The sequence below is a fragment of the Aurantimonas marina genome (assembly GCF_017183135.1).
Taxonomy (GTDB): domain Bacteria; phylum Pseudomonadota; class Alphaproteobacteria; order Rhizobiales; family Rhizobiaceae; genus Aurantimonas; species Aurantimonas marina.
On the sequence record NZ_JADDXW010000015.1, the window covers coordinates 44908 to 70510 of the forward strand.

General features: G+C 63.5%; 22 protein-coding genes and 1 pseudogene. 17 read left to right on the top strand and 6 right to left on the bottom strand.

All coding sequences use genetic code 11. The annotated features are described in order from the left end of the window. The first annotated feature begins 31 nt into the window (after positions 1–31). The 5 genes from wecB (at position 32) to ING15_RS15695 (ending at position 6533) form a co-directional block, all read left to right on the top strand. The gene (gene wecB / locus ING15_RS15675) at positions 32–1177 is read left to right on the top strand and encodes a non-hydrolyzing UDP-N-acetylglucosamine 2-epimerase (RefSeq protein WP_232845809.1); all 1146 of its coding nucleotides are present in this window, start codon (positions 32–34) and stop codon (positions 1175–1177) included. Positions 1178–1259: 82 nt separating this feature from the next. Next, positions 1260–3242, top strand: coding sequence for an acyltransferase family protein (locus ING15_RS15680; protein ID WP_206455776.1), 1983 nt, complete (start codon positions 1260–1262; stop codon positions 3240–3242). Then, positions 3239–4456 (top strand): glycosyltransferase family 4 protein, encoded by a 1218-nt coding sequence (locus ING15_RS15685; protein WP_206455777.1) that lies wholly within the window; start codon positions 3239–3241, stop codon positions 4454–4456. Before ING15_RS15680 ends, ING15_RS15685 begins: the two co-directional genes overlap by 4 nt. Before the next feature lie 449 nt (positions 4457–4905). Next, positions 4906–5094 (top strand): hypothetical protein, encoded by a 189-nt coding sequence (locus ING15_RS15690; RefSeq protein WP_206455778.1) that lies wholly within the window; start codon positions 4906–4908, stop codon positions 5092–5094. Then, the gene (locus tag ING15_RS15695) at positions 5082–6533 is read left to right on the top strand and encodes a hypothetical protein (RefSeq protein WP_206455779.1); all 1452 of its coding nucleotides are present in this window, start codon (positions 5082–5084) and stop codon (positions 6531–6533) included. The genes ING15_RS15690 and ING15_RS15695 overlap by 13 nt, the downstream gene beginning before the upstream one ends. A gap of 277 nt (positions 6534–6810) precedes the next feature. On the opposite strand, the gene ING15_RS15700 is transcribed toward ING15_RS15695, so the two are convergent. Together ING15_RS15700 and ING15_RS15705 are read right to left on the bottom strand one after the other, a co-directional pair. After that, positions 6811–9714 (bottom strand): S8 family serine peptidase, encoded by a 2904-nt coding sequence (locus ING15_RS15700; protein ID WP_206455780.1) that lies wholly within the window; start codon positions 9712–9714, stop codon positions 6811–6813. Between the two features lie 103 nt (positions 9715–9817). Further along, positions 9818–10105, bottom strand: coding sequence for a hypothetical protein (locus tag ING15_RS15705; RefSeq protein ID WP_206455781.1), 288 nt, complete (start codon positions 10103–10105; stop codon positions 9818–9820). Between the two features lie 641 nt (positions 10106–10746). Here ING15_RS15705 and ING15_RS19985 point away from each other — a divergent pair. From ING15_RS19985 to rfbA, 12 genes and pseudogenes are all read left to right on the top strand, one after another. Beyond that, positions 10747–10902 (top strand): annotated as a pseudogene (locus ING15_RS19985) (IS30 family transposase); the annotation flags it as partial. 291 nt (positions 10903–11193) lie between these two features. Further along, positions 11194–12339 carry a dTDP-4-amino-4,6-dideoxygalactose transaminase gene (rffA, locus tag ING15_RS15710; RefSeq protein WP_206455782.1) on the top strand — a complete coding sequence of 382 codons (1146 nt, stop codon included), beginning with the start codon at positions 11194–11196 and terminating at the stop codon, positions 12337–12339. Between the two features lie 44 nt (positions 12340–12383). Continuing rightward, positions 12384–14429: a hypothetical protein gene (locus ING15_RS15715; RefSeq protein WP_206455783.1), complete on the top strand. Its 2046-nt coding sequence runs from the start codon at positions 12384–12386 to the stop codon at positions 14427–14429. A 134-nt stretch (positions 14430–14563) separates the two neighbouring features. Continuing rightward, positions 14564–15619, top strand: coding sequence for a dTDP-glucose 4,6-dehydratase (rfbB, locus tag ING15_RS15720; RefSeq protein ID WP_206455784.1), 1056 nt, complete (start codon positions 14564–14566; stop codon positions 15617–15619). After that, positions 15616–16305, top strand: coding sequence for a WbqC family protein (locus tag ING15_RS15725; RefSeq protein ID WP_206455785.1), 690 nt, complete (start codon positions 15616–15618; stop codon positions 16303–16305). The genes rfbB and ING15_RS15725 overlap by 4 nt, the downstream gene beginning before the upstream one ends. Next, entirely contained in the window at positions 16305–17312 is a 1008-nt protein-coding gene (locus tag ING15_RS15730; protein WP_206455786.1) for a glycosyltransferase family 2 protein, read from the top strand. The genes ING15_RS15725 and ING15_RS15730 overlap by 1 nt, the downstream gene beginning before the upstream one ends. Continuing rightward, the gene (locus ING15_RS15735; protein ID WP_206455787.1) at positions 17309–17929 is read left to right on the top strand and encodes a class I SAM-dependent methyltransferase; all 621 of its coding nucleotides are present in this window, start codon (positions 17309–17311) and stop codon (positions 17927–17929) included. Before ING15_RS15730 ends, ING15_RS15735 begins: the two co-directional genes overlap by 4 nt. A 13-nt stretch (positions 17930–17942) precedes the next feature. Continuing rightward, positions 17943–18605: an acetyltransferase gene (locus ING15_RS15740; RefSeq protein WP_206455788.1), complete on the top strand. Its 663-nt coding sequence runs from the start codon at positions 17943–17945 to the stop codon at positions 18603–18605. A 164-nt stretch (positions 18606–18769) separates the two neighbouring features. Further along, on the top strand, positions 18770–19516 hold the full coding sequence (locus tag ING15_RS15745; protein ID WP_232845810.1) for a glycoside hydrolase family protein: 747 nt from the start codon (positions 18770–18772) through the stop codon (positions 19514–19516). Positions 19517–19642: 126 nt separating this feature from the next. Beyond that, entirely contained in the window at positions 19643–20020 is a 378-nt protein-coding gene (locus ING15_RS15750) for a GtrA family protein (RefSeq protein ID WP_206455790.1), read from the top strand. Positions 20021–20052: 32 nt separating this feature from the next. Then, positions 20053–20886: a class I SAM-dependent methyltransferase gene (locus ING15_RS15755; protein WP_206455791.1), complete on the top strand. Its 834-nt coding sequence runs from the start codon at positions 20053–20055 to the stop codon at positions 20884–20886. A 64-nt stretch (positions 20887–20950) separates the two neighbouring features. Then, positions 20951–21865, top strand: coding sequence for a glucose-1-phosphate thymidylyltransferase RfbA (rfbA, locus tag ING15_RS15760; protein WP_206455792.1), 915 nt, complete (start codon positions 20951–20953; stop codon positions 21863–21865). A gap of 22 nt (positions 21866–21887) precedes the next feature. Here the strand turns inward: rfbA and ltnD are convergent, their stop codons facing one another. From ltnD to otnK, 4 genes are all read right to left on the bottom strand, one after another. Continuing rightward, entirely contained in the window at positions 21888–22772 is an 885-nt protein-coding gene (gene ltnD, locus ING15_RS15765; protein WP_206455793.1) for an L-threonate dehydrogenase, read from the bottom strand. 83 nt (positions 22773–22855) lie between these two features. Further along, positions 22856–23638 carry a hydroxypyruvate isomerase family protein gene (locus ING15_RS15770; RefSeq protein ID WP_206455794.1) on the bottom strand — a complete coding sequence of 261 codons (783 nt, stop codon included), beginning with the start codon at positions 23636–23638 and terminating at the stop codon, positions 22856–22858. Then, a complete protein-coding gene (gene otnC / locus ING15_RS15775; protein ID WP_206455795.1) occupies positions 23638–24285 on the bottom strand; it encodes a 3-oxo-tetronate 4-phosphate decarboxylase in 648 nt (215 codons plus the stop codon). Before otnC ends, ING15_RS15770 begins: the two co-directional genes overlap by 1 nt. Then, positions 24275–25540 carry a 3-oxo-tetronate kinase gene (gene otnK / locus ING15_RS15780; protein ID WP_206455796.1) on the bottom strand — a complete coding sequence of 422 codons (1266 nt, stop codon included), beginning with the start codon at positions 25538–25540 and terminating at the stop codon, positions 24275–24277. Before otnK ends, otnC begins: the two co-directional genes overlap by 11 nt. Between the last annotated feature and the right edge of the window lie 63 nt (positions 25541–25603).

The following is a 25603-nucleotide window of genomic DNA, read 5'->3' on the forward strand; positions in this document are numbered from 1 at the left end:
CCCTGCTCCAATTACCAAGAGCTTGCCGAGAATGACTGAGATGATGAAGGTAATGACCATCGCGGGCACGCGCCCGGAATGGATCCGCCTGTCGGCGACCATCCGCGCGCTGGACGCCGTCGATTCCATCAGGCACGTCGTCGTCCACACCGGGCAGAATTACGACTATGAGTTGAACGAGGTCTTCTTCGAGGATCTGGGCCTCCGCGCGCCCGACCATTTCCTCGAAGCGGCCGGCGAAACAGCGGCAGAGACGATCGGTCGTGTCATCGCCCGGGCCGACCGGATCATTCGCAAGGAGAAGCCGGACGCGGTCCTTCTACTCGGGGATACCAATTCCTGCATGGCAGCCCTCGCGGCCCGCAAGAACCGCGTTCCCGTATACCATATGGAGGCGGGCAACCGCTGCTTCGACTTCAATGTCCCCGAGGAACTCAACCGCCGCCTCGTGGATCACATGTCCGACTTCAACATCTGCTATACCGAACACGCCCGTCGTCACCTGCTGTCGGAAGGGCTGCCGCACCGGCGCATCATCGTGGCGGGCTCTCCGATGAATGAAGTGTTGACGCTCTATCGCGACCGGATCGAGGCCAGCGACATCCTGGAGCGGCTGGAGCTCGAGCCGCGCGGCTATCTCATCGCCTCGGTCCATCGCGAGGAGAACGTCGATTCGGAGCCGCAGCTGCGCGCCATCGTCGAAGCGCTCGAGATGCTGTCCGAACGGCACGACATGCCCGTCGTCATCTCGACGCATCCGCGCACGCGCAAACGCCTCGAGGCCTACGGCATCGAGACGCTCGAGCGACTGCGGTTCCTGAAACCCTTCGGCTTTCACGACTACAACAAGCTGCAGATGGAGTCGCTCTGCGCGATCTCCGATTCCGGAACGATCAGCGAGGAATCCTCGATCCTGAGCTTCCCGGCCGTGACCGTCCGCAACGCGCTGGAGCGGCCGGAAGCGATGGACACCGGCTCGATCATCATCACCGGCCTCGATCGCGACGTGATCGCGGCCTCGGTGGACATGGCGATCGCGGATTTCCGCGCCGGACGCTTTCCGCCGGTTCCGCAGGACTACCGCATCGACAATAGCTCGCAACGCGTCGTCCGACTGATCCTCGGCACCGCGAAGCTGTCGGCCCGCTGGCATGGACTGGACGGAGCGCGGGGCTAAGCCGCCCCGCCGTTCAACGCGCCCGGATTCATTTTCGCTTTCCTGCAGTCGCGCCCGCTGCGCCAATAGATAGTGGTGGACGATGAACCGGCATCGGAGCGAAGGGCGAGCACATGGACCGCTTCCCTACCGGCCGGAAATCGACGGGTTGCGAGCGCTCGCGGTGACGGCGGTGCTTCTCTTCCATGCCGGCTTCGTGACGTTTTCCGGGGGGTTCGCCGGGGTCGACGTCTTCTTCGTCATCAGCGGCTTTTTGATCACCCGTCTCATCGTGAACGAAGTGCACACTACGGGAACCTTCCGCTTCGGTCACTTCTACGTCCGGCGCGTGCGGCGCTTGTTCCCGGCGCTTCTGGCGACGCTCTGGCTGAGCTTCATAGGCGCGGCATTCCTGTTCGCCCCCCAGTTCCTGAGCCGAATCGGAGGTGCACTGGTTGCCGCGCTGTTCAGCGTATCGAACATCTATTTCTGGGCTGAAAGCGGATATTTCGACCCGGATGCCATTCTGAAGCCGCTTCTGCATACTTGGTCGCTGGGCGTCGAGGAACAGTTCTATCTCGTGTGGCCGGTCCTGGTGGTGCTGGCGGTCAGAAACCGTTCCGGGTGGATCGGTCCTGCCTGCATCGGCGTTTCGGGTGTGGCCAGCTTCATGTTCGCGCTGGACATGGCCGACGGCCGGCTCGCTATCCTCGATGTGATGTACGGAATCGGGGATGCGGCGAGAGCCGATGGTCCTGCGGCGGTGTTCTTTCTCGCGCCGTTCAGGGTCTTCGAGTTTGCGATCGGGGCACTGTGCGTCTGGCTCGCGGCTGATCGGAAGATGCCGGATCTCTTTGCAGAAGCTCTGCTGGCGATCGGTCTAGCGCTGATTGCCCTTGCGGTGCTGCTGCTTGACGAGGCCGCGACCTTTCCCTCATGGAATGCCTTGCTTCCCTGCCTGGGAGCAGCGTTCGTCATCCTCGCGGGAGCGCCTCCCATCTTCGGTAAGGTGCTGACGAATCCGGTGGCTATTGGCTTGGGTAAGATTAGCTATTCGCTTTACCTCGTCCACTGGCCTGCCATCGTGTTCTACAGATACTGGACATTCAGACCACTCTCGGCCGGTGAAGGGGCAGGATTGATCGTCGTGTCGATCCTGCTTGCGGTGCCGATGTTCCATCTGGTCGAACGCCGGTTCCGACTGCGGGGTGCGGAAGAAGTCAGAAGCTCCGCATTTTTGCGGCAAAGCGCGCTTGCTGTTATCGTATCCGGTCTTTGCTGGGCCGGGCTTTGGAGCTCGAATGGATGGCTCTGGCGCTATCCGGAGGGGGTCCGGGAGCAGCTTTCCTACGACGTCGAGGCGCTTAACGTGTACGTCTGGAAACGCTTTCTGGCCGAGGAGCGGGGCTTCGATGACAGCGGCCGTCAAAAACTGCTGGTGGTGGGCGATAGCATGGCGGCGGATTTCGTCAATATTCTTGGCGAAGGCGGGTGGGCCAATTCGGTGGACCTCGCGACGGTTCCGGTCGTGGATAATTGCAAGACGCTGTTCCCGGTCTCCGACGAGTATTACAAGACATATTTGCCGAAGGTAGAAGAAAGCTGCCGGCGACAGCATGCGAAGAATCTCCGCCGTTCGATCTTCGCGGAAGCAGACGCGATCGTCGTCGCGTTCGAGTGGAGCGATGCATCAGCAGATATCCTCGATGAGCAACTGGCGGTGTTGCGCACACTCAATCCGTCGGCAAAGATCGCTGTCACGGCGAGGAGAATACTGACCGGAACCGGAATCGAGTTCTTCGCTCATCACGCCGGCAAACCCGATGCCCACGAGATCCGCACGCCGTACTTCGAAGGCAATTTGGCAATCAATAGGAAACTCCGGGCGCTCCCCGCTGTGACTGTCATCGATCTCCTGCAACCGCTGTGCAATGAGGATGGCTGCCAAAGGGTGACAAAGGAGGGCGTACTGATTTCCTACGATCTCGCTCACCTGACTCCAAAGGGCGCCGCTTATCTGGGGGAGCGTCTTGCAACGATGGACTGGCCGGCGCAGTTCGGCCTCAGGCAGGAAGCAGGACATTGAAAGCGACGCTCGTCTTCCGGTATTTCTGGCCCGAGACGGTTTTGATGAACGACATCGCGCGCTGGCTTGTGGAGGCTGGACACGAGGTCGAGGTGCTGACCGGCCAGCCGGACTACCGTCCCCATCTGAAAATGCCCCGGCAACCCTCGCGAAGCATATGGCACGGCGCGACGGTTCGCCGGCTGCCGCTTCTGCCCGAGCGCGGCTATGGGCTGGTGCGCGCCGTCAACGGCCTCCTGTTCGTGATGCTCGCCAGCGCGGCGATCGTCTTCGGGCGCAGGCGCGACGTCGTCTGGACGACCTCGATCCCGCCGGTGGTCCAGGCTCTCGCCTTGCTTTTGGCCGCGAAATTGCGCGGCGCGCGCTTCGTCTATTTCCTGCAGGACATCTATCCCGATATCGCGATCCTGATGGGGATCATGAAGCCCGGCCTGTTGTCGCGCCTTCTCGTCGCGCTGGACCGCTTCGTCATGAACCACGCGGATGTGGTGGTGGTGCTGTCCGACGACATGATGGCGGTGGTGCGCGAGCGCGGAACGCGCCCCAGGCGTCTCGTCGCGATCAACAATTTCTCCGCCCAGGAACCCGTTGGCGAACGGGCGCCGCGCGACGAGGGCGGCCCCGCCCGCTTCCTGTTCGCCGGTAATGTCGGCCGCTTCCAGAATCTCTCGACTCTCGTCGACGTCTTCGCGCGCGTCGATCCGAACATCGCCGTCCTAGACATTTTGGGGGAGGGACGCGAAAAGGGGAGCCTCGAGGAACGGGTGAAGGACGACGGCATCCAGAATGTACGCTTTCGTCCCGGCGTTTCGTCCGAGGAAGCATTTGGCCTGATGGCGGAATACGACGTCGGCATCGTGACCCTGCGGCCAGGGCTTTATCGGTTTGCCTACCCCAGCAAGACCTTCAGCTACCTCGCCGCGGGGCTTCCCGTGCTGGCGCTGGTCGAGCCGCAGAGCGCGCTGGCGCGGGATATCGAGGAACACCGTCTCGGGGTTACGGCACCCTGGGACATCGAGATGGACCGCCTGGTCGACATTGTCGTCAACATGGCGGCGCGATGGCGCGGGGCGAGCACGGTGGAGAGCGGGCGTCCGCTTTATTCGCGCGAGGCCGCGCGGCGCCGCTGGCTCGATCTGTTCGGGACGCTGGAAACCGGACAAGGGCATAGCAGCGATATTTCTGAGCAAGACCGGTCCGGGGCCGAGCGATGACGCCGTCGCGGACGGGCGCTTCAAGCCGAAAGTGCCGGCGCATCTGAATCCGTTTCCGACGATTGCCCAGGTTGCCGCGCCAACAAAGCCAATTTATATACTTGACCGATCCGGATAGCGCTCAGGGTGGGGTGATGGAGTACGCCGAAGGCTTCCCGGTCGAGATTATGCGCGAAACAGAATCCGGGCGCCTTGTGATCCAAGCCAGCAATGAGGCGAGCACAACGTTACGGAAGTTGATTTGCTGGACCTTCTGGCATGGCTTCTGATAGACTACCCTCGTCTTCTAGATCGGGAAATGAAATGGCAAAATCACTCTTCCTGGTCGGCGGGAAATCGCTTACGATCGCAGCAGCAACAGCGGCGTTTTTCATATTCGCTATCGTGATCAACGCCGTTTCGACCGAGTTCTGTCATGACAGAGCGTGTGCCCCTGACGAGCAGCCGGCGTGGGCGACACGCTAGACGGTTTCATCATGTCATTGCTCATATCGACGGTCTTCATATCCACCGGTGCTCTTTTTCTCGCCCAGATGATCTCGGTCGATGAAGATGGGCGACCGTTGCATGTCGGCGTGTGGTCTCGCATGTACGCCTTGGCTGCGACGATCTGGGCGGTTGTCCTATGGCTGGTGTGACGCTCAGGAACGCGGTTCTGGTGACGCCTGTCACCCTCGCACTGGTCTACTTCGCAGCCGGTATCGGCCTGTTTCTCCTCGGCCCGATAGATTGGCCGGTGCCCGACTGGTCTCTGACGACCGCTTATCTTCTGGCGGCGCTCGCTCTGATCGCAGGCGGCTTCGCGGTCGGGATCATGACGCCACCGGTAGCAGCGCCTATGCCCTGGGTAAGGTACGCCGTCCTGGCCGGCGCGGTCGGCAGCATCCTTCTTCTGTTTCCGTCGGCCTACGTCTATACGCACAGTGCGCCCTGGGATTTCTTTTCGCTGCTTGGCGATCAGCGGCTCGCCTACGAGAAGATGCAGCAGACGCTTCGCGAGCCTGAGTCTTTGCGTTCTGTCGTGGCCACGGCGCGAATGCTGCTTGGCCCCGTCACCTTCGTTCTACCGGCTCTGGCAATCTTGACGTGGGGATCTCTCGGCTCACGGCTCAAGGTACTCGCGGCGATAGGTATCTTCGCGGCTTGCTCGTTTTCGATCTTCCGGGGCACCGACAAGGAAATCTTTGACCTTCTGATCCTGCAGGCCGCCGCCGTCGCCGTGGTGTTGTGTCGGCGCATCGTCACGTCCGGCTTTCCTTCACTGCAACGGCTTGTGATGTTCGGTCTGGTCGCTGCGTTGACGGCCTTTTTCGCAGCCGGCAGTTTCATCGAGAGAAAGGCGCAGCGGCTGGGATTTGACGCAGCGGAGGTCGTGGAAGAGCAGGCCGAAGCCGCAGCAGCAGTTGAGGGGGAGTCCGGTGGGACCGCTGAAGTCCCGCCCGCGAGCGCGGGTGGGACCGCTGAAGTCCCGCCCGCGAGCGCCAAGGCAGCGCCAAATTTATTCTGTATGTCCGGCGACGTGTGCGCCAAAGCCTCATCGCAGGCCGGTGTAGCATCGGAGGCGGAGGTCGGTCGCCAGTTCGCCCTCTCGATGGCGACCGCCTATGCCACGCAGGGATATTACGGGCTATCTCTCGCACTGGAAAAGCCGACCCTCTCGATGTACGGATTCGGCCACTCGAACATTTTGACACGGGTCTACGTGGCACTGACCGGCGATGTCGATTTCCCGGATCGGGCGCTCACATATCGCATCGGCGAAGAAGGATGGGATCAGCGCTATCAGTGGGCGAGCGCCTACACATGGCTGGCGAACGACTTCGGCGTCTACGGTGCGGCGTTGGTTATTGGCTTGATCGCCTTGATTTGGGCCTCGGCGTGGAAGGATGCGGTTCTCGCTGGAAATCAGGCCGGCGGGGTCGTGTTCTGCCTCTTGGCGCTGTTCTTCGTGTACCTCCCCGCAGGCAATCAGATCATGCAGATCGGCGACGGCTACGCCGCCCTGATCGCATGGGTGCTGATCTGGCTCGCGTATAAGCTATTCATTGGGGTTGGGGTGCCAGTTCGACCCCGCTGACAGCGACTCCACCTCGCGGCCAAGCGTCGACTATCACCAGCAACATTTTCACGCTGGACCGTCATTCGACGAGACTTCGAAAATCTGCCACAGAGATCTGCGTCGACACCAAAACTGCCGCTTAGGCATGGTGCCAACGGGCCTTCGCCGGCTGATCGTTCAAACCGGCTTCGAAGCGATCATCCGAAGCCGAAAACGGAGTGATTTGAAGTAGCGCGCGTGGGCATTTGATTGTGCGCGCTACAGGACCGGCTGTGAATTCCGCTTACCCTCGCTCTCACACGAAGTCGAAATCGCTGGCGGAGATGTCGGCGGCGTTGACGCCGGACAGAATGACGGTATCGCCACCGAAGGTGAGATAGGTGACCGCCCCATATTGGTTTACGGCGATATCGGCGAAGGTCAGTCCGCGGCCTGAAAGGTCGATAAGATCCTGCCCGCCTACGGGATCGGCATCGAAATCGGTGATGAGATCAACACCCGAACCGGCGACGTCGTAGACGAAGCGGTCGTTGCCGCCGGCGCCGATCAGCACGTCGAAATCCCCTCCACCGCCGGTCAGCAAATTGTTGCCGCCGGAGCCGGCGATGATGTCGTTGAACGCCGATCCGACGGCGTTCTCGATCGAATTCAGGAAATCCTGGCTGACTCCATCATAGGTTACGTTGCCGGTCAGATCGATCTGCACACCGCGATCGGCGTTGCCGAGCGTGACCGTGTCGCTGCCGCCAAGTCCATAGAGAAAGTCCGTACCGGCTCCGCCTTCGAAAATATTGTCGCCGTTCGTTCCGAAAAGCAGGTCGGTAAAATCGGTGCCGACGACGTTTTCGAACTCGTAGATGCGGTCCCGCGTGCTACCGACATCCCCCACGCCGCCGAGAAGATCGACGAAGACGCCGCCTACCGCACCGCTATAGCTGATCGTGTCGATGCCGCCGAGCCCGTTGATGAGGTCGGCACCGCCCATACCATTGAAGACGTTGTCGCCGGCCGATCCGAACAAGGCATCCGCGAATTGCGAGCCGATGGCATTCTCGATCGAGATGAGAATGTCCTGCGCCACGCCATCATAGGCCAGCTGAGCGGTCAGATCGACCTGCGCGGTGAAGGGACCGGCCGCCAGCGCGGTGAACAGGAAGGAGACCGTATCGGAGCCGCCATATCCGTTGATGATGTCCGAGCCGCCCATGCCGATGAACACGTTGTCCTCGTTCGATCCGATGAGCAGATCGGCGAAATTGGAACCGATGGCGTTCTCGATCGAGATCAGCGTATCAAGGCCCAGTCCGTCGTCCGAAACGCCGCTGAACAGATCGACGACGACGCCTTGATGGGCGGAAATGAAATAAGCGGTATCCGAGCCGGCGCCGCCGATCAAAGTGTCGGCACCGGCATTGCCCTGCAAGAGATCGTCTCCCCGCATGCCGAAGAGCGTGTTCTGCCCGGCGTCGCCGACCAGATAATCGTCCCCGTCGCCGCCGATCGCGTGTTCCACATTGAAGAACTGCAACTCGACACCGTCGATCGTGCTCACCGCCCCGGTCAACTGAATGGTGGAGTTGGAGATGACCGCCGACGCGTTCACGACGTCGCTGCCGCCATTGAGATCATTGAAGCTAGTGCCATGCCCCGCCATGCCGGCGTATTGGGAATATTCCTCGGTAAAGACATAACGGTCGTCATTGCTGGCTGCACGGCCGTACAGATTCAGGTCGATGTCGCGAACGGTGAGGACGTCAGCGCCTGCGTCATCGACGATCCGCACCGTCCAGTCGCCGAAGCTCGACTCGCCGCGGAAGGCCTGGCTTTCGAAGGTGTAGCGGCCATCAAAGGCGGCACCGCCGGCCTGGTCATTGATCAGGACATGCTCCGCCCCGGTTGGCGATGTGAGGTAGATATCCATGTCGGCAAGAGCTGTCGTCGAAAAATCCAGCTCCAGCGTCAGCCGCTCGACGATGATGGCCTGCTCCTCGTTCAGCGTGAACGAGGTGCCGGTCGAATTGCCATCCGGAATCACCACGGGGGCGCCGGCGATCGCGTCTTCCGTCGTCATCACTTGATTGGCGCTGGTTCGCGCGGCATTAAAGAAATTCCACGTTTCGGCCAGACGCACCGCCGCGTGGGCATCGACCAGCCCGTAACCATAGTCATTGCTGTAATGCAGGCCGCCGCCGTTCCAGTTGTCGGCCTGGTTGAAGTGCCAGGGGGTGCGTTCGGAACCGGCGATCGTCGCGTCGTCGACAACGCTGCCGACGTGGCGGGCGGAATAGGCCAGGATGTCCTGCACGTCGCGCCAGCCGAGCCCGGCGTTGGCGTCCACCATCAGCGTCACGACGCCGGCAACCATCGGCGCGGCCGAGGAGGTTCCGTTGAAGGTGCTGGTGTAATTGGTGGCGTTATAGCCCGCAGCGCCCGTCCGGTCCGTCGTCACCACCTGTCCCGGCGTACCGAAGCCGGAGACCAGATTGGCTGTGCCAAAGGACGAATAGGAGGAGACGAAGCCGTTCTGGTCGACCGCCGCGACGACGATCTGCTGCGTGTTGTTCGTCCAGGGGTCGGAGTTCACGTCGTAGTTGTCGAAGCGGGAATTGCCCGCCGACTTGACGATGTTGGTGCCGAGCCCGCCGCGCCCGGCGCTGACCGCCAGATTGATCGAATTGTCGATCTCGGCGAAACGCAACGCGTTGTAGCCGAAGCCGAATTCCGAATTGGCATCGTTGGCGATGCCTTGGCTGATATTGATGACGTCGCCGCCATTGGCCGAAGCGCTGTAAATGGAATCGCGAATGTCCTGCAGCCAGCCATCGTTGATGAACGCAGCGGTCTGGTACCCGACCATGGTCGCACCGTGGGCGACGCCGGTGACACCGATGCCGTTGTTGCCGACCGCGCCGATGATTCCCATGACGGCCGTGCCGTGGGAATTGTTGTTCAGCCCGAACGGATCGCCGTCGTTGTTGAACCAGTCGTAGTCGAAGACGGTGTCGTAATTCGCGGCCAGATCCTCGTGCAGATAGTCGAAACCGTCATCGATCACGAAGACCTTGACGCCGGCGCCGGTGTAATCGTCCCAGAGCGAGTTCAGGCCGTTCGCATTGACGATGTTGAGATCGAGCAGGCCGGGGGTCGTGTTGCGCAGATGCCATTGCTGGCCGAACATCGGGTCGTTGGGGAGGGACATCGATCGGATTCCTTCTTCTGGTTCGGCAGAACGCGCATGGCCTGCGGCGTCTGTCCCAATTTAGGTCCGCGCGACCAGCTGCTAACGGCTGGCGCGGGGCCGCTCAAAGTTTCCGCAATTGCTCCGCATAGACGACCGGGCCGCGGCAGGTCGTCATGTTGACGTAATAGCCGGAGATCTCGACGCGCGCGCCCAGGGGCACGTCCGTCGCAACGTAGGAGACGCCGACAAGCTCGCCGCCGTCTGTTCTGATCTTGGGACATTCGACGCCGTCGCCGCGGGTCGCGTAGGTGCCCGTCACCGTCACGCGCTCCTGCGACCCGGCCGGCTTTTCCGCTTCCGCCACGCGGTCTCCCATTCTGTCGGCGCGCAGCCCGTCGATCTCCGCCAAGGGCAAATCCGGCGGAGACCCACCGTTCTCCACTCCGCAGGCAGACAACATGGCGGCGAAAATGACCGCCACCGCCGCCGGTATGAAGGCTCGAATAGGTCCCGTCACGCCATCCCCCTGGTTACTTCGTGAACTGGTAGATGCAGAATGGACCAAAGGCATCCATTATTATACCGCAGCCAATTCCATCGAAAGTATACCGTCGAAATTTCCATCGAACTGGGCCGCATCACGAGGCTAAGGCCAAAACGACGTTGCGTCAAGATTTGTAGAAAACGACAGTCACGGGCAGATGAAGGAGGCCGCCGAGGGGATGTCCAGCGAGGATGCTGCGGTTGCGGCGGCCATGTCGGCTCCTGCCGGCGCCCCGGGGAGGCCGGAAGGCGGGAGGCATGGGTCGTGTCCCGCGTGGCGGTGTAGCTGAGCCGTCATCGAGGTTCCGCGGTAGGGTCGAGTTGCTGACCCAACCGAACCGATCGCAGAGCCGATGACCAAAATCATGATGGACCTGCACGAGGTGATCGAGAAGAGGGCTGACGCCGCCATTTCGCGCGAGACGATCGGCTTTACCGCCAAACGGCTGATGGAACCTGGAGGTCGGCGTTGCGACCGGCGGCGGTTATGGCGAGAAGAACGCCGGGCGCACAACGCGCTTCATGATGCTGCTGCATCTGCCGCGACCGGAAGGTCATGACAACGCGCCGCGAGCCAAGAATGGACGGGGCTCTCGCAGGTCATGGCGTCGATGCCGTCGTGACGCGAGCACGCGCACCATCGTAACCTTGCCTCCGGAACTGCTGCCGCACGAACGGCGTCGGCCTCCTCCCGAATGACGCGGCCGTTGTGCGCCTCGTCGGCACGCCGCTACTGGAACACAGCGATGCATCGGCCGGCCGGCGCACGCTACACGGCGCTGGCAACCGTCGCGCCCATGGGCGATGATGCCGTCATCGGCCGGCCTGCCGTGGCATCCTGACCAAGCAGGCCCGCGCCTAACACACCACGGTGACGATCGGCGCCAGTTACATCACGCCATAAGGCAGCATCCGTAATTGCTCCGGCGCAGTCGGTAGGATAGTTGTGCGGGAATGGCTGCTTCCCCCGCTCCGATTCCTCTCACCGCCCCCGACCTCTCCGGCAAAGAGCTCCGATACGTGGCGGAGGCCGTAGCTGCTCGTCACCTCGCTGGTGACGGCGATTTCACGAAACGTTGCCATGCGTGGCTGGAACGGGAAACCGGAGCGGCGAGAGCGCTGCTCACCCATTCCTGTACGGCGGCGCTGGAAATGGCGGCGCTGCTGCTCGACATTATGCCGGGCGATGAGGTGATCATGCCGTCTTATACGTTCGTGTCGACGGCCAATGCCTTTGTCCTGCGCGGCGGTGTCCCGGTCTTTGTGGATATTCGGCGCGATACGCTGAACCTCGACGAGAGACTGATCGAAGCGGCGATCACACCTCGGACACGGGCGATCGCCGTCGTCCACTATGCGGGCATCGCCTGCGAGATGGATGCGATCATGGCGGCTGCGGCGCGACACGGTCTCGCGGTCGTCGAAGATGCCGCGCAGGGTTTGCTGGCGACCTATCGCGGGCAGGCGCTCGGGAGCATCGGTGCCCTCGGAGCCCTGAGCTTCCACGAGACCAAGAATGTGGTGTCGGGCGAGGGGGGGGCATTGCTGGTCAACGACGCGTCGCTGGCGCACCGCGCCGAGATCCTGCGCGAGAAGGGAACCGATCGCAGCCGCTTCCTGCGCGGCGAGACCGACAAGTACACCTGGCAGGACATCGGATCGTCCTTTCTGCCCAGCGAGATCGTCGCGGCATTCCTGTTGGCGCAGCTGGAAGAGGCCCGGGCCATCACCGAGCGCCGCGTCCGGCTCTGGCGGATGTATGATGAACTCCTGGCGCCGCTTGAGGCTTCGGGTGCGCTGTCCCGTCCTGGCGTGCCGGCGGAATGCACGCCCAACGGCCATATCTATTATGTGATGCTGGCGAGCGATCGGGGCCGGCAGGCGGTGATCGATCATCTGGCCGCGGCCGGTGTGCGGTCCGCCTTCCACTATGTGCCGCTGCACGATTCGCCAGCCGGACAGCGCTTCGGTCGAGCGGTCGGGGACCTGCCGGTGACCGCCGAGGCGTCGCGGCAACTGCTGCGGCTGCCGCTTCACGCGGGCCTAGCCGACACCGACCTTGGGCGGATCGCCGCACTGCTGCGTGAGGCGCTGGATTGATCGCGACGCAGGGGCAAGGGACAGCGTCTCCCGCGCCCGCATCCTTGACACATCGTTATCTGGATTGGATCGCGGCCCTCCTGATCGCTGCTCTTGGCGCAACGCTGGGCGTCCTCACGCTCCGGCAGGCCGGCTATCTTTTCTTCTATCAGAACTTCACGCCCGAGGTCGTCTATGCGGGGTGCGGACTCGGCTTTGGCCATCCCGGCGCGGTCTCGGATGTGCTCAAAGAGTTCGTCCTCGTGCGCGCGAGGGAGTTCGACTGCCAAGCTCTTGGTGCGGCTGCAGCGATAGGGCCGCCGGGCCTGTTCGCGCGCCTGCAGCTCTATCTCGTCTACGCGGTCGGCGCGCTCTGGCATCCGCCGCGATTGGGCTATGCCGAGCTGTGGCCGCTGGTGGCCATTGCGACCGGCGCCTATGCGGCCGGTGCCTTCGTCCTGCTTCGGCTGTTTTTCCCGCTGGTATTGGCGCTGGTAGGCGGCGGCGTGCTTGCCGCCTCGCCAGTGGCCCTGTCGCTGGTTACCTCGTTCCGCGATTATTCCAAGGCTCCCTTCTTCGTCTGGACACTTGTCTTCGTCATCCTGACGATGCGCGCCGGATCGCTGCGCGGGGCATTGGGATGGGGCATGCTCGCCGGCCTGGCGATCGGCATCGGTATCGGCTTTCGCGGCGATGTCATCATCCTCGCGCCGATCGGTGTCCTGGCGCTCCTCGTGGCCCCAGGGCTGCGGCCCTTGGCGCGTCGCGGCGCGGGGGCGGCGGCGATGGTCGCGATGATGATCCTGTCGGCCTGGCCCGTCCTGTCGGTCGCGGGTGTCGGCGGGGCCGGCTCGCTGGTCCTCCAGGGCCTCAGCGAGCCGTTCCGATCCTACCTGGCGATCGAACCGGCCGTCTACGGATTGGGCGATCGCTATTCCGACGAGCTGTCGCTGTCCTCGATCGCCGCGGCCGAACGACCGCTTCATCCGGAGTGGGATAATCGCGAATCGCTGCCCTATTACGGTGTCTCGCAAGCCATGCAGTATTCAACCACAAACATGGTCCGGTGGCTGCCGTATTTCCTGGGCGATCTCGCCACCCAGGGCCTCAAATCGGCGGCCTGGGTCACGGCCTTTCCGGTCCTCGTGGCGACGGACCGCACCGGCCTCGACCCGGGTGGCCCGGTGCGCAACGGTCCTGCGGCAAGCCGCTATATGGCGTTTCTATACGATGCGCTGGGTCAGGCGTGGCTCATCCCTCTCGCCATTGCCGGCCTGGCGGTGTTTCTGTGGCGGGAGATGGCTATCCGGCCCAATGAGACGCTGGGCGTTGCGGTGATCTTCGCGCTGGTTCTGGCCTTCCCGGTGGTGCAATTCTCGATTCGGCATGTGTTCCACCTGGAGTTTGTCTGGGTGACCTCGATCCTGGCATTCTTCGCCGCCGCGTTCGATTGGAGCGGCCTGAAGCGCGTCGGCGGGCGGTTCGCGGCTTTTGCAGCCGGCGTCGTCGCCTTGGCCGCCATCAGTTATGGTGCGCTTTTGCTGTATCAGCAGCAGGCGCTGAGCGGCGAGCTGGAGGAGGTGCTGGCCGCGCCAAGAGCGCCGGTCGCAGCCAATTGGCGGGTCGAGACTGTCGATGGGCGGCGTCGGGGAGTCTTCACCGTGCCGGTGCCGCCGCGGCATCGCGATGTGGTTTCGGCAAGGCCTGACAGCATGACCGATGCGATGCCCACCATGGGCCTGCAGTGGGATGTCCGCGCAGCGGCGGATCGGCTTGTTCTCACCCTGCAAAACTGCCCGGCGGGCGAATATGTCGCTCAGGTCGGGTATGCGACGGCCGACAATGTCTGGCAGCCTTTCGACCATGACCTGCGGGCGTCGGTCGCGCGCGGCAGCAAGGGGTCCGTGACGTTTCTGCTGCCGGCCTTCTATCGCCCGACCCAGCACCTTGCCACGATCGCGGTCGATCCACTGCCGCAGGGCTGCGAGGCGACGCTCGAGCGAAGCGAGGGGAATTCGGTTCTGCCGCCGCTGCTGACCGCCTCGCTTCCGACCGGATGGCGCGACATGTGGCTTCTGCGGGGCTTCGGCGGCTTTCCCACCAGTCCCTGAGGGGGTGCAACGCGGTTCCGAGCGCTATCGGCGCATACCGGCCGCGCCTTGTCATGCCGCGCCGCATCCGGCATATGGGGGCGCAGCGTCAAGCATGCGCCGATCTTAGCGAAAAAGGACTATTGCAGCGCGCGATGACCATCCTTGTCACCGGCGGAGCCGGCTTCATCGGCGCGAATTTTCTCCACGAGTGGCTGGCCCGGTCTGACGAAGCCGTCGTCAATCTCGACCGGATGACCTATGCGGGCCATCCCGGCAATCTGTCCGCGCTTTCGGGCGATCCGCGCCATCGTTTCATCAAGGGCGACATCCGCGACGGTGAACAGATCGAAACGATCCTGCGCGAGCACCGGCCGCGGGCGATCGTGCATTTCGCCGCCGAAAGTCATGTCGACCGGTCGATCGCCGGGCCGGAGGCCTTCGTCTTCACCAATGTCGTGGGGACCTTCAACCTCCTCGAGGCCGCCCGCGCCTACCACGGCACACTGGCCGACGAGGCGGCCGCTGGCTTCCGCTTTCTGCACGTCTCGACCGACGAGGTCTACGGCGCCCTCCAGGCGGACGACCCCCCGTTCACCGAGGCTTCCATCGTGGCGCCCAACAGTCCCTATTCGGCCTCCAAGGCCGGCTCGGACCATCTTGTGCGGGCCTATTTCCACACCTACGGGTTGCCGGTGCTGACGTCCAACTGCACCAACAATTACGGGCCGCGGCAGTTTCCTGAGAAGTTCATTCCGGTGGTCATCGAGCGTGCCCTCGCGTTCGAGCCGGTGCCGATCTATGCCGATGGCAAGAACGTCCGTGACTGGATCCACGTCGCCGATCACTGTGCCGCGCTGCGCCTCATTATGGAACGCGGCGAACCTGGAACGACCTACAATGTCAGCGCCGAATGCGAGCGGCGCAACATCGACCTGGCCACGGCGATCTGCGACTGCGTGGACGCGCTTGCTCCCGATCCGCAAGGCCGGACACGCCGGACCTTGCTGACGCGCGTGGCGGATCGGCCGGGGCATGATTTCCGCTACGCCATGAGTGCCGCCCGCCTGCGCGAAACGCTGGGCTGGCGGCCGGAGCGGAGCTTCGCGGACGGATTGCGTCAGACGGTGGCGTGGTATCTCGACAATCGCCAATGGGTGGCCGAGGCGCAGGCCCGGCTTGATTCCGCTCGTGCGGAGACGGTGGCATGAAGCGGGTGGCGATCGTCCAGTCGAACTACATTCCGTGGAAAGGCTATTTCGACCTGATCGCCTCGGTCGACGAATTCGTGCTCTACGACGACGTTCAGTTTACCCGCCGCGACTGGCGCAACCGCAACCTGATCAAGACCCCCCAGGGCGTGCGTTGGCTCACCATTCCCGTCGAGAGCAAGGGGCGATACCATCAGACGATCCGCGAGACGGCGATCGAGGGGGTCGACTGGGCGGCTACGCATTTCCAGTCGCTGCGGTCGAACTACAGGCGCGCGCCCTTCTTTGACGAAGTGGCTTCGCTTATTGAACCGCTCTATGCCGTCCCGGCATCCAACCTGTCCGACCTCAACCGGACGTTCCTGCAGGCGATCTGCGACCATCTCGGCATCACGACGCGCCTTACCCGTTCGGCCGACTATGAACTCGCCGAGGAACGGACGGAGCGACTGGCGTCGATCTGCGCGCAGGCTGGTGCGGACATCTATGTCAGCGGCCCGGCCGCAAAGGAATACCTCGACGAGGCCGAATTCCGTCGGCGCAGCATGCGCGTGGAGTGGTTCGACTATTCCCGCTACCCTGAATATCCGCAGTTGTGGGGTGAGTTCGTCCACGGTGTGACGATGCTCGATCTCCTGTTCAACTGCGGACCGGAGGCGCGTAACTTCATGAAGGCCACGGCCTGATGCGACTGTCGATCGTTGCCACTCTCTATCGATCCGCCGAATACATCGGTGAGTTTCATCGCCGGGCGACGCAGGCGGCACACGTCTTCGCCGGCGACGACTACGAGATCGTCCTCGTCAACGACGGTTCGCCGGATCACAGCCTGCGGATTGCGTTGGAACTCGCCGACGAAGACCCGCGCGTCTGCGTCGTCGACCTGTCGCGCAACTTCGGTCACCATAAGGCGATGATGACCGGGCTCGCGCACGCCCGGGGCGACCTCGTCTTCCTCATCGATAGCGATCTGGAGGAGCAGCCGGAGTGGCTCGAAAGTTTTGCCCGGAAGCTGTGCGACGACGGCTGCGATGTCGTCTTCGGCGTCCAGAAGAAGCGTAAGGGCAATATATTCGAGCGTTGGTCCGGGGACTGGTTCTACCGCATCTTCCGGACCGCGACCGGCGTCGACCTGCCGCACAACATCGTCACGGCGCGGCTTATGCGCCGTAGCTATGTGGACGCACTGCTGCAATACGATGAGCGAGAGCTCTTCCTGGCTGGAATTTGGCATATCGTCGGCTTCGACCAGCGATCGATAAGGATCGACAAGCTCAGCCTGAGTCCGACCACCTATTCGGTAACCCGCAAGTTTCACATCCTGATCGACTCCATCACTTCCTTCAGCAATGCACCTCTGATCGGAATCTTCTATTTCGGTTTTGGTATTTTTATGCTGGCGTCCGCCTATATCGCCTATCTTGTCGTGATCTGGGCGGTAATTGGGACGGTCGCGGACGGGTGGACCTCCGTGATGGCCTCGATCTGGCTGATCGGCGGGTTGATCATTTCCTTCATGGGGGTCATCGGGATTTATCTCTCGAAGATCTATACCGAAGCCAAGCGGCGGCCTTACACGCTTGTCCGCAGCGTCCATCGCGGCGGACTGGCCGCGCCTTCCAACAGTCGCGAAGGCCTGGCGCCGGACTCTTCGCCCAAGGTCGACATGTGCGAGTCGAGGGCCGCCGAATGACGAATGACCTCGGTGCCATCGCTCACTACTATGCCGGCAAGCTCGCCGTCCATGGCGAGCGCGCCCAGGGTGTGGATTGGAACGGTGAAACCAGTCAGACCCTGCGGTTTGGCCAGTTGCTGAAGGTTGTCGATACCGAGGGTGCGTTTTCTCTAAACGATCTCGGCTGCGGCTACGGAGCGCTTCGTGATCAATTGTCGGGCAGCTGTCCCCGCTGCGACTATGCCGGATACGACATCGCGCCCGAGATGGTGGTTGCCGCGCGTAACCGTTTCGCCGGGATGCCCGCCACGCGTTTCGAAGTCGCGGCCGTGCCGGACCGGATCGCTGACTTCACCGTTGCCAGCGGTATCTTCAACGTCCGTCTGGATCAGACGGATGAAGCTTGGACGCGCTACGTCGAGACCACGCTCGAGCACATGGATCGGACGAGTGCTCGCGGCTTCGCCTTCAATTGCCTGACCAGTTATTCCGACGCCGACAAGATGCGCGGGTATCTCTACTATGCGGATCCGTGCGCGCTGTTCGATCTCTGCAAGCGGCGGTTCTCCCGACACGTTGCCCTGCTTCATGACTATGGGCTCTACGAGTTCACGATCATCGTCAGGCAACCATGACAGGCGGCATCTCATGACCAAGCTCGTCATCTTCGGCACTGGCGAAATCGCCGAGCTCGCCCACTACTATTTCGCTACGGATTCCGACCATGAGGTGGTGGGCTTCACGGTCGATGGCGAGTATCTGGGCGCCGATCGGTTCTGCGGCTGTCCCCTCGTCGCCTTCGAAGAGATCGAGAGCGCTTTCCCTGCGGATCGGTATCAGCTATTCGTCGCGCTGAGCTATGCTAGGCTGAATGCCGTAAGGCGGGACAAGTACGAAGCCGCGAAGGCGCGGGGATACACCGTGGCCTCCTATGTCAGCAGTCGCGCAAGCATCCTCAATGAGGGGCGGATTGGCGACAACTGCTTCATCCTGGAGGACAACACGATCCAGCCCTTTGTCAGCATCGGCAACAACGTGACGTTGTGGAGCGGCAACCACATCGGCCATCACTCGCGAATCGAGGATCACGCCTTCCTTGCGTCCCATATCGTGGTCTCCGGCGGCGTCACGATCGGCTCAAGCTGCTTCGTCGGCGTGAACGCGACGCTTCGGGACCACGTCGCCGTAGGGGCCAACTGCGTCATCGGGGCAGGGGCGCTGATTCTGGCGGATGCCGAACCAGGGGGCGTCTACATGGCGGCAGGAACGGACCGGTCACGCGTCCCCAGCAGCCGGCTGCGGAAGATCTGAGAAACGCCGTGCGCTGGACCAAACTCGGGCGTCTATACGCGCCGACATCGCGTCATCCGAAGCTGGCAAGCCATGCCGCCAATCCTGTGGCGATCCACCTTGACGGCGACGTTTTCCGGATCCTGTACAGTGGCAGGGATGCGGAGAATCGGTCCTCCGTCGGTATGGTCGACATCGACATCCGCAAACGACGGGTCGTGGACGCATCGGACGAACCGCTCTTCGTGCATGGTCCGCCCGAGAGCTTCTACGCCGCCGGGGTCAGCGTCGGCTGCGTGTACGAAGCGAACGGCCAGAGTTACGTGCTCTTTATGGGCTGGCAGAATCCGCCCGGAGGTCATTGGCGGGGGGATATCGGGCGCCTCCGGCTGGAGAATGGTACACTGTTGCTGGCCGACGATGTTCCGCTGCTGGGCGCGAGCCCGCAGGATCCGATCAGCCTGTCCTATCCGTGGGTCGTCTCGACACGCGAGGGCTTCATCATGTGGTATGGTTCGACGGTTGCCTGGGACGCAGGCAACGGTGAGATGCTGCATGTCTTCAACCGCGCGAGGTCCTCGGACGGCCTGGTCTGGGCCCGCGAGGGGCAGGCGGTTCCGTACAGCCTGGGCGAGGCACAGGCGTTCTCTCGCCCGACTGTTCTTCGGCGCGATTCCGGCGAGTGGGACATGTGGTTCTCCTATCGCGGGGCGCCCGGGCGAAGCTACCGGATCGGCCACGCGGCCAGCGGGGACGGCTGCGAATGGACGCTGGATCTTGAGGGTGCCGTCATAGACGTGTCCGAAAGCGGTTGGGATTCGGAGATGACCTGTTATCCGTTCGTGTTCGACCACGATGGCAAACGATACATGCTCTACAATGGCAACGGCTATGGCCGCTCGGGTTTCGGGCTGGCTGTGCTGGACGGATAGAATGGGCTGGACGGATAGAATGGACCTGGGATGCGGATCGGACCTCCGATGCCTGAAACTGCCCTAAACCGGTTGTCGTCGACTGGCGAAATCTGGCGAACGCGGACTGCCGATATCGCTTCGAAATTGCTGCGCTATGGCCTCGTCGGCCTTGCCGCGAATGGAATCGGATACGCGATCTATCTAATCATCACGGCGTTTGGGTGGGAACCGAAGCTTGCCATGTCTCTCCTGTATCTTCTGGGTGCGGGCATTGGCTTTCTCGGCAATCGGGTCTGGACGTTCCGGGATCATGGTCGCGTCTGGCCCGCGCTCTGGCGTTACGGGGCGGTCCATGGGATCGGGTATGGCACCAACTTCATGCTTCTGTACATCCTCGTCGATCGCCTGGGCTATCCGCACCAAATCGTGCAGGCCGCGGCGATCCTGATCGTCGCGCTGGTGCTGTTCCTGTGCTTCAATCTCTTTGTGTTCCGGGCACCCAAAGACGAGACACATACATGATTGCCTGCCCGCGTTGTGGAGCCCTTGGGCAGATGGATGGGGGCGCCTGCCCGCAATGCGGATTTACGCCGGAGGTGATCGACGGTTTTCGCGCTTGGGCGCCCGCCATGGCCCGGGCCGGCGGCGGGTTCGAGGCAGAATATTTTGCGTTGCTCGCCGAGCTGGAGGATCGGAATTTCTGGTTCCGTTCCCGCAATCGGCTGCTCGTCTGGGCCTTGAAGACGTATTTTCCCGCCATGACCTCGTTTCTCGAGGTCGGCTGCGGCACGGGATATGTGCTCAGGGGGATCGCCGAAGCCTTTCCCGCAGCCAGGCTGACGGGCAGCGAGATTTTCGTTGACGGCCTCCAGCATGCCGCCGAGCGGGTGCCGCAGGCCGAGTTCGTACAGATGGACGCGCGCGCGATGCCCTATCGTGAGGCCTTCGACGTGGTCGGAGCTTTCGATGTCATCGAGCACATCGACGACGATGAGGGCGTTCTTTCGAACCTTTATAGCGCAGTGAAGCCGGGCGGCGGATTGATGGTGACGGTACCCCAGCATCGTTGGCTGTGGAGCGCCGCCGACGATTATGCCAGGCACGAGCGGCGTTATTCGGCAAGAGAGCTTCGCAAGAAGGTGGAGGCGGCGGGCTTTTCGGTGGTGCGAAGTACGTCCTTCGTATCGCTGCTGTTGCCGCTGATGGCGTTGTCGCGCCTCAAGCGGCAATCGGTAGAGGCGTATGATCCAACCGCCGAACTACGGCTGCCGCCAGCCGTCAACCGGGGGCTGGAAGCGTTTCTAACGCTGGAGCGCGCCTTGCTGCGGGCCGGAGTCGATGCGCCGGCCGGAGGCTCGCGGCTGATCGTCGCACGCCGGCCCGGGTGATGGCTCGGCACGGAAATCCCCGTTTCGGCCGGATCGGGCGGGCGGGCTGGAAGGATATGAGTCAGTGAAAGCCATCATTCTCGCCGGCGGCAGGGGCTCGCGCCTCTATCCGCTGACGCTCGTCGCCAGCAAGCAGCTTCAGGCCGTTTACGACAAGCCGATGATCTATTACCCGCTGACGGTGCTGATGGCGGCCGGGATACGGCAGTTCTGCGTGATCACAACGCCGGAGGACCGGCCGCGCTTCCAGGCGCTGCTCGGCGGCGGCCGGCAGTGGGGCATTTCGATCGAATACCGGGTGCAGGAACGTCCGGCCGGAATTGCCCAGGCGTTCCTCATCGCCGATGACTTCATCGCCGGCGAGGCGGTGACGCTGGCGCTCGGCGACAATATCTTCGTCGGCGGCGACGCCATTCCGCGGGCGCTGGCGGAGTTCCGGGACGGCGCCCTGATCTTCGCCTATCGTGTCACCAATCCGCGGGATTATGGCGTGGTGGAGTTCGATGCGGACGGACGGGTCCTGTCGCTGGAGGAAAAGCCGCGTGAGCCGCGCTCCCATTATGCCGTGCCGGGCCTCTACATCTTCGATGGCGATGTCGTCGGGATCGCTCGCGGGCTGAAGCCGTCGGCCCGTGGCGAACTCGAGATCACCGACGTCAACCGCGCCTATATGGACGCGAAACGTCTGCAGGTGCATCGCCTTAGCCGCGGCTTCGCATGGCTCGACGCTGGGACGAGCGCCGCGCTGCAGGAGGCGGCCGCCTTCATCGAGACGGTGGAACGGCGCCAGGGAATCAAGTTCGGTTGTCCTGAGGAAGCGGCGCTGCAGCGGGGGTTCTTGAGCCTGGAGGCGTTCGCGGCCCTCGTTCAAGTCATGCCTGATTGCGAATACCGATACTATCTGGAGACCGTCGCGATCGAGGCCCGAGATCATGCGACCGTCATGACGAGAGGCGGACCGGGAGAGCGGGCAGGATAGGCTTTCGTTCTATCTAGGCGCCTTACTTCTTCGGCAGGTCGATGCCGGCGAAGGTCTTGATGACGGCGCTGTCGGCTTCCTTGCCGTAGCCGGCATTGCTGGCGTTGAGATACATCGCGTAGGCCGTCGAGGCGAGCGGCAGCGGGAATTTGAGAGAGCGGCCGGTCTCGGTCACCAGACCCATGTCCTTGACGAAGATGTCGACCGCCGACATCGGCGTGTAGTCGCCCTCGACCACCCCCTTCATGCGGTTCTCGAACATCCAGGAATTGCCGGCGGCGTTGGTGACGACGTCGTACATCAGATCGAGCGCGATGCCGGCGCGGGAGGCAAGGGCCATCGCCTCGGCGCCGGCCGCGATATGGACCCCGGCGAGAAGCTGGTGGACGATCTTCACCGTCGCGCCGAGCCCGATCGTCTCGCCGATATTGTAGACCTTGGCCGCGATCGCATCGAGCAACGGCTCCAGCGTGTCGAAGACGTCCTGCGGCCCGGCGGCCATGATCGTCATCTCGCCGGTCTCGGCCTTCGCCGCCCCGCCGGAGACCGGTGCATCCAGCATTTTCAGGCCGGCCGCGCGCAGATCCTCATCGAAGCGGCGGGCATCGTCGGGGGAGATCGTGGCGGATACCATGACCGGCGTTCCGGGTTTGAGCAGCGGCGCGATGCCGTTGGCGCCGAACAGGGCGTCGCGGCATTGGGCGGCGTTGACCACCAGAAGCACGACCGCGTCGAGATCGCCGGCAAAGGCCGAGGCGTCCTGGCCGACGCCGGCGGCTCCCGCCTGTTCGAGCCGCTGCAAGGCGGTTGGGGACAAATCGACGCCGTAGACCGTCAGGCCGGCCCGCAGGGCGGACAAGGCCGCTCCCATCCCCATCGAGCCGAGGCCGATGAAACCTACCTTCATTGCCGCCAAAGCGCCCTCCCATCTTCTGTTTCATGCGCCTTGGCGGACAACAGGTTCCGCTTTCGGCAATTCAGGACTGCCGCCTAACGCTCGCCAGATCCGCCGGCGCGGTACGCCGCCATCCAGCCGAGCCCCTCGTCGGTCGAGCCGCGGGGCCGGTATTCCGCGCCGACAAAGCCTTCATAGCCGAGCGCCGCAAGAGCCGGCAGCAGCCGCTCGAAAGCGAGTTCGCCCTCGTCTGGCTCGGCGCGGGACGGGACGGCGGCGATCTGCACATGGCCGATCAGGGCGCGGTGGCGCTCGAAGCGCCGGGTCAGATCGCCCTGCATGATCTGGGTATGATAGCAGTCGAACATGATCCTCAGCTCGGGCCGATCGAGACGCGCGACGATCGCGGCCGCCTGCTCGATTTCGAAGAGAAAATAGCCCGGCGCATCGCGGTGGTTGATCGGCTCGATCAGCACCGTCATGTCGTGTTTGGCGGCGCGGTCGCAGGCATAGGCGAGGTTCTTGTCGAACGTCTCGCCCGCTCCATCGACCCCTTGGGTTTTTCCGGCCATGACATGGACGGCCCGGACACCGATCTCGGCGCCGTAATCGAAGGCCTCGTCGATCGCCGCCCGGGCTTCCGTCTCGCGGCCGGGAACGGCGGCAAGGCCGAAATCGGTCGCGCCGCCCTTGCGGGTGTTGAGGCCGAGCATGGTCAGGCCGGTCTCCTCCAGCGCCCGCCGTACGGCTCCGGCGTCCTCGTCATAGGGCCAATGACATTCGACGGCGTCGAAGCCGGCCGATTTGGCGCGGATGATCGCTGCGGGAAGCGACAGTTCCGTCCACAGGAAGCCGAGATTGGCGGACAGGCGGATCATCAGGACCACTCCACGTCGAAGGCGGTGACGACGCCGGCGATCTGTTCAGGCGTCAGCACACGCGGTTGCAGCCCGCGCGTGAGAAGCGCGAGCCGGGCCGTCTCTTCCAGTTCCTCGACGGCATAAACGGCGGATTCCAGATCCTTGCCGGCGACGACCGGACCGTGGTTGGCCAGCATGACCGCCGAGCGGCGCCCCGCGAGGCCGCGGATGGCGTTGCCGATGGCCGCGTCGCCGGGCAAAAAATACGGCAATAGCTGCACCTTGCCGACCCTTATGATCGAATAGGCGGTGAGGGGGGGCAACATGTTGTCCGGGTCGATGTCCGGCAGCATCGACAGGGCGACGGAATGGGTCGAATGGAGATGCACCACCGCGCCGGCGGTGGAGCGGGTCTCGTAGAACGCCCGGTGCAGCGGCATCTCCTTGGTCGGCTTGTCGCCCTCGACAAGCGTCCCGGCCGCGTCGAACCGGCTGAGCCGGGCCGGATCGAGCCGGCCGAAGGAGGAGCCGGTCGGTGTCACCAGCAGGCCGCCATCGGGCATCCGGACCGAGATATTGCCCGAGGCGCCGTGGGTCAGGCCGCGATCGTAGATCGAGCGCGCCAGTTCGCAGACCGTCTCGCGAAGCTGTGCCTCAGCCGTCATGATGCTCGCCTTTCAGGACGCCCAGCGCGGTCTGGAAGAAATCCGCGTCGCCGAAATTGCCCGACTTCAGGGTCAGCCAGAGCGGCCGGTCCGACGCCTTGACGGCCGGAACGCCCGGCGCGATTTCCGGCCCGATAGAAAGGGCAGAGAGGCCGAGCCCCTCGACGACCGCGCCCGACGTCTCGCCGCCCGCCACGACCAACCGGGTAACGCCGGCGGCGCACAATCGGCGGGCAGTTTCGGCGAAGAATTCCTCGAGGCGAGCGGCGAGCTGGTCCCGGCCGAAACGCTGCTGCGCCGCCTTGACCGATTCCGGGTCGGCCGAGGAGTAGATGAGCGGAACACCGTCGGTCTGTTCGAGCGCCCAACCGACGGCGCCGTCAGGCGATTGCTCGCCCACCATCACCTTATCCGGTACGATTTCGAGGGCAGGGGCGGTCTCCGCATAGCGCGCGACCTGCGTCCGCGTCATCGTCGAGCACGAGCCGGACAGGATCGCCGCCGGGCCGTCAGAGCCGGTCCAGGCGGACGGCTCAGACGCCAGCAGATTCTCGGCGCGGAAATTGTCGGGCAGGCCGAGGGCGATGCCCGAGCCGCCGGTCAGAAGCCGCAGATCGCGCGCGGCGTGCCCGATCGCAAGGAGATCCTCGTCGCGAATCGCGTCGACCACCACCACCGGACGCCCGGCTTTCGCTTCGCCGTCGATCGCGTCGAGGATCGCCGGGCCACCCTGGAACACCGTGGTCGCGGCGACGTGCCCGACGCCCTGTTTCGTCTGCGGCGCCAGCCAGCGGCGAAGATCGGCGTCGGTCATCGGCGTCAGCGGATGGTGTTCCATGCCGCTTTCGCTGAGCAGCCGGTCGCCGACGAACAGGTGTCCCTGATAGATGCTGCGCCCGGTTGCCGGGAAGGCAGGGCAGACGATGGTTCGATCGGCGCCGAGGCGCTGCATCAGGGCATCGATCACCGGGCCGATATTGCCCGCCGGTGTCGAATCGAAGGTCGAACAGTATTTGAACAGGAACTGCCGGCAACCCTGGCCGACCAGCCAGTCGAGCGCTTGGAGCGACAGCGCCACTGCTTCGGCCGGGGGGATCGTGCGCGATTTCAGCGCGACGATCCCGGCCTCGACGTCCGGCTCGGCGGGTCGGCCCGGCACCCCGCTGTATTGCGTCACCCGCATGCCGCCCTTGGCGAGGGTGTTGGCGAGGTCGGACGAGCCGGTGAAGTCATCCCCTATGCAGCCGAGCAGCATCGTCCCTCTCCTCTGTCGCCAGCTTCGGTAATGTATACCGCAGCGAGGCTAACTACCGCGTCT